The sequence below is a fragment of the Pedobacter petrophilus genome (assembly GCF_009674725.1).
GTDB classification, from domain to species: domain Bacteria; phylum Bacteroidota; class Bacteroidia; order Sphingobacteriales; family Sphingobacteriaceae; genus Pedobacter; species Pedobacter petrophilus.
Window position 1 is genome coordinate 1 of sequence record NZ_WKKH01000094.1, and the last position, 4,776, is coordinate 4,776.

Genomic DNA, 4,776 nt, shown 5'->3' on the forward strand with positions numbered 1-4,776 from the left:
TTCTGCTTTTTTCAAGCAACAACTCTGGGGGTCAATTTAAAATTGGCGAAAGGGGGTCAAATTTATTGGTATATGCACATTGATCATAGAACTTGGATAAATACACTGTTTGAACTTGATCCCATGATGCCATTTGGAGGTTATAAGCAATCTGGGCTTGGCCGTGAACTCGGCGCAGAATCCATTGATGCCTACACGCAAATAAAAACCGTAGTGGTCAGGTACTAATCAGTAAATATAATTACACTTAATTACCCCCCTTATGGATACGTATACCCCCATTTTGGATAATTTAAAAATGGGGGTATTCAAGATCTTTGTGGCGGATAAAAGAAAAATAAAATGATACAATCAAATGGATATGCGGCCCAAAGTCCGACGAGTAATCTTGCCCCGTGGGCGTTTAAAAGAAGAGAGGTTGGAAGTACAGATATATTGATCGACATCTTGTTTTGTGGGGTTTGCCACTCTGATCTCCATGCCATCAGAGATGATTGGTTTCCTGGAATGTTCCCGATGGTTCCCGGGCATGAAATTGTGGGGAGAGTGGCCAGAATCGGAAATGGCGTCACAAAGTATGCTATTGGCGATCTTGTTGGAGTTGGAGTTATGGTAGATTCCTGCCTTAAATGTGAAAATTGCCGTAACCACCAGGAACAGTTCTGTGCCACTGGTGTACAGACCTACAACAATATAGGAAAAGACGGACTGCCTGTATATGGCGGTTATGCTGACAATATCGTGGTGAGAGAAGAGTTTGTACTGTCTGTCTCTGAAAAACTGGCACCTGAAGCAGTAGCTCCATTGCTTTGTGCGGGCATTACTACCTACTCACCTTTAAGAAACTGGAAAGTTGGAAAAGGCCACAAACTTGCAGTGGTAGGTTTAGGTGGACTAGGACATATGGCCGTTAAATTTGGTATTGCTTTCGGAGCCGAAGTTACCGTACTGAGCACATCTGAGTCAAAGAGAGCAGACGCCAAACTTTTGGGGGCACACCACTTTGTTGTAACAAGAGATGAGGCGCAGATGGAAACGGTGAAGTCATCATTCGATTTTATACTTGATACCGTTTCTGCCAAACATGATATCAACGAATATCTGTCCTTACTGAAAACCAATGGGGTACACATCTGTGTGGGCATCCCACTGGAATCTTTTGAAGTTTCGCCATTTTCCATAGTTGCAGGCAACAAGGCACTTGCGGGTTCCGGGGCAGGAGGATTGGCACAAACACAGGAAATGCTCGACTATTGCGCTGAGCATAATATCGTTTCTGATGTGGAAGTGATTGACATCAAAGACATTGATCATGCTTTTGAAAGGATGGAAAAAGGCGATGTACGTTACCGCTTTGTGATTGACATGGCAACGATTAAAAAATAACTAAATTAGCAGGGCCATCATTTTTGCTGGCTTTGCTTCAAGTAAATTCGATGAAACCGGAAAGAAAACTACCCTATAAGATGGAGTCTATCTCCGAACTGCACCGCATTTTGGAGCTTCCCAAACCATTACACCCTTTAGTTAGTGTGATTGATTTTAGCAAGATTAAGTGTTATGATGATGACCATCTCGAAAGCGTAGCCTATGGTTTCTACTGCATTGCACTAAAGAAAGGCTTTGTAGGAAAAATGAAGTATGGACAAAACCGATATGATTTCGACGAAGGGGTAATGACTTTTTTCTCGCCAGGCCAGGTCATCTCTACAGAGATTGTTGCTGATTTAAAACTTTCAGGCTGGTGGCTGGTGGTGCATCCTGATTTTTTAAATGGTTATGCGTTATCTCAAAGTATCAACAAGTATGGTTTTTTCTCATATGGAGCAAATGAAGCCCTGCATTTATCTGATCACGAAGAGCACGTGGTTAATGATCTGCTGGAAAACCTGAAAAAGGAATATAGTTCAAGAATTGACAGCTTTAGCCAGGATGTGATGATATCACAGATAGAGCTTCTCCTGCAGTATTGCACAGGTTTTATAACAGGCAGTTCATTACACGCAAAAATATTAACAGTGACCTGCTTTCGAAGATGGAGCTGATATTGAATAAATATTTTGAAGCTGGAAAAATTCAGGAATTTGGGCAGCCAACAGTAAAATTTCTGGCTGAAAAACTTCATATCACCCCACACTATCTCAGCGACATGCTCAAGGAACATACCGGACAAACTGCACAGCAGCATATCCACAATGCGTTAATAGAACAGATAAAGGCTCTTCTGACAATGACCAATATGAGTATCAGCGAAATCGCTTACCAGCTCGGGTTTGATTACCCCCAGTCCCTCAACAAACTTTTTAAAAAGAAAACGGCTGTTTCTCCTACCAGTTTCAGAAAATCCTTTAATCCAAATTAATATGGAAATCAAAAATTCAAAAGTACTGTTAACCGGAGGCACTACGGGCATTGGTTATGAAACAGCAAAATTATTGTGTTCGAATGAACCAATGTAATGTAGTAAGATACCAGCTTTAGTGGTAGGTTACGGCATTGCCGTACCGCATTTTTGATCTCAGAAATCAAAAAAGTCACAATTATGGAAACACAATTCTCGCAATCTGGTCAGTTCCAGAAAGAAAATTTTTCAGCCTTTATCAAAGAGCTGGTTCAAAAATTCGAGCCAGAGCAAATCTATAGCTTTGGTAAAAACATCGATTTTAAAGTCAATGATGGTTGTTTTATAGAGAACCATAGTGCAATTTTTTGTTAATAGTCACCGAAAGTGTCACCAGAATTGAACACAAAGTACAAGACTTTGCCAATAATAAATATCCTTTCGGAAAGATCACCATATTGGCTCATGGGAAAGAAACCATTAAAGAGGCGATAAAGGCCAATAACAGGTTTTTCATTACCATTTATAACGAGGCCAGATTCTTTATAGTCGAGATGGTATGGTGCAACGCGCTCATATCATAAATTTTATACCCACCCAGGGAGCAGTAAAAGCCCAAAAACATTACAATCACCGCTCTACATTGGGTACAGGTTTTTTAAAAAGTGCAAAAGAATGCTTAACGAACTAACATTATAATCTAAGCGCATTCATGGCGCATCAGGTTGTAGAGCAATGCTGTATTGCCTTGATAAGGGTTCATCTGGCATACCGTTCTGATATACACAACCTTTATAGACAGCTTCGGTTGTGCGAAAGCTTTTCTCCGGCACCATCAAGCCTCTTCTTATCGGGCAGTGAAGAGGAAAAACGGCTCTTTGATATCATGGTAAAAAGTTATTCCGCTGCACGTTACAAAGATGATTTTAAGGTTGAACAAGCCGATGCGGAACAAATATTCACCCGTGTTTCCACCTTTTTAAAGCTCACTGAAATTATCTGCGGTGAAAAGATAAATTTCCTTGCAACTGCGGCGGAATCCTACACACAATTAAAAAAAGAAAGAGAGGTGGTTTATGGAGGATAAAACTATTCTATCGATGAACTTCTTTCATTTGCCTTTTACGCCAAATACAAGAATACTTACAGAAAATACACTGAACCAATATTCCGAGATCAGAAAACCCAAAAGGGGTTATTTTCCCATTAAAATCAGAAAAATATCTTTCAGCAATGAACTGCTTGTAATAGGTGTAATTCTGGACAAAGAGCCTGAAGAACTTGTTTACATTAAGGTTACCGCCTCGAACTATTAATAAGTTGCAGCGTTGATACCCATGAAAACTATTTGAGCCGATACGCTTATTTTTCGCTTACCCAACTGATGTACTATGACACTGAATATAATTTCGAAGACTATTATTGGCCGGATTTCTTTGATCAGGAAACAGGGGGATCTAATACCTGATGATCCATAAGTCGAAGGATAATTTACATGTGTCGTCAAAAGTGAGGTATAAAGGCCTATATAAACCAGGAAAACAACTTCCTGTAATATCACAAAAACCTGTTCCGTTAAGAAAAGTAGTTCCCTACATTCAGGAACAACCACCTAAAGAGACACATGTGATATTAGGTTTTTGCCTTGCAGATTCGAATAATGAATGGTATCGAACTAACCATTATCCTTTTTTGGTTCCTTATACAGGGATTTTGAACAAGGCCAAAACTTAGGTGAGAAGCATTATGATGGTGATTTTAAAGATTTTGTAGATCGGTTAAGGATGGCATATAGGTTTATTGATAAATAAAGATCACGAAAAAAATTAAAAACTTGAAATCATGTGCTTAACTAGCACTTGCTCATATTCATTAGGATTTAGGGGTATGGTTATTGTAGAAATAATTCTTTATTTTTGTGTTAACACTCAATATCACATCCATGCACATAGAAACACGTAAATTACATTTGATAGAAGAAATGCTCAAAGTAAAGAGTGAAGCTACTTTATCTGCTTTGGAGAAGCTATTAAAGAATACCAATAATAAAACAGTTAAGAAAACACCAGGCTTAAAAGATTTTTCTGGAATCTGGTCTAAGGACGAGGCTGAAGAAATGGAACGTATAATTGCAGAATCTTGTGAAACCATCCACCCAGATGACTGGAAGTAATATATTAGATACCAATATCGTTATTGAGCTATTTAAAGGCAATTCTACAATTACTGCTTTTCTTGAAACCTTAGAGGAAGAAATAAACATTCCTTTTGCTGTATTAGGAGAATTATATCTGGGTGCGTATAGATCAGCCAACCCAAAAAAGCACATTAAACAGATCAACTCTTTTTTAGAAAGGTTGAAGTTGCTACATTTGACTAGAGGGATTTAGTCGTCAGATTTAGAAAGAAACTTTTAAATTTGAATATATGGGCAG

General features: G+C 38.8%; 8 protein-coding genes and 1 pseudogene. All 9 read left to right on the top strand.

All coding sequences use genetic code 11. From position 1 onward, the window contains the following. Positions 1-228, top strand: a 228-nt coding sequence (locus GJU39_RS22975; RefSeq protein WP_154283328.1) for an aldehyde dehydrogenase family protein, incomplete at its 5' end; no start/stop codon positions are given. Between the two features lie 114 nt (positions 229-342). After that, on the top strand, positions 343-1,386 hold the full coding sequence (locus GJU39_RS22980) for an NAD(P)-dependent alcohol dehydrogenase (RefSeq protein WP_154283329.1): 1,044 nt from the start codon (positions 343-345) through the stop codon (positions 1,384-1,386). A gap of 50 nt (positions 1,387-1,436) precedes the next feature. Beyond that, entirely contained in the window at positions 1,437-2,045 is a 609-nt protein-coding gene (locus GJU39_RS22985; protein ID WP_342448239.1) for a hypothetical protein, read from the top strand. Between the two features lie 2 nt (positions 2,046-2,047). After that, on the top strand, positions 2,048-2,362 hold the full coding sequence (locus GJU39_RS24240) for a helix-turn-helix domain-containing protein (RefSeq protein WP_342448240.1): 315 nt from the start codon (positions 2,048-2,050) through the stop codon (positions 2,360-2,362). A gap of 180 nt (positions 2,363-2,542) precedes the next feature. Next, positions 2,543-2,716, top strand: coding sequence for a hypothetical protein (locus tag GJU39_RS22995; RefSeq protein ID WP_154283330.1), 174 nt, complete (start codon positions 2,543-2,545; stop codon positions 2,714-2,716). A 328-nt stretch (positions 2,717-3,044) separates the two neighbouring features. After that, positions 3,045-3,428 (top strand): annotated as a pseudogene (locus GJU39_RS23000) (HEPN domain-containing protein); the annotation flags it as partial. Between the two features lie 13 nt (positions 3,429-3,441). After that, positions 3,442-3,657, top strand: a complete 216-nt coding sequence (locus GJU39_RS23005) for a hypothetical protein (RefSeq protein WP_154283332.1) — start codon at positions 3,442-3,444, stop codon at positions 3,655-3,657. 626 nt (positions 3,658-4,283) lie between these two features. Then, positions 4,284-4,514, top strand: a complete 231-nt coding sequence (locus GJU39_RS23010; RefSeq protein WP_154283333.1) for a hypothetical protein — start codon at positions 4,284-4,286, stop codon at positions 4,512-4,514. After that, a complete protein-coding gene (locus GJU39_RS23015) occupies positions 4,501-4,731 on the top strand; it encodes a PIN domain-containing protein (RefSeq protein WP_154283334.1) in 231 nt (76 codons plus the stop codon). Before GJU39_RS23010 ends, GJU39_RS23015 begins: the two co-directional genes overlap by 14 nt. The last annotated feature ends 45 nt before the right edge of the window (positions 4,732-4,776 follow it).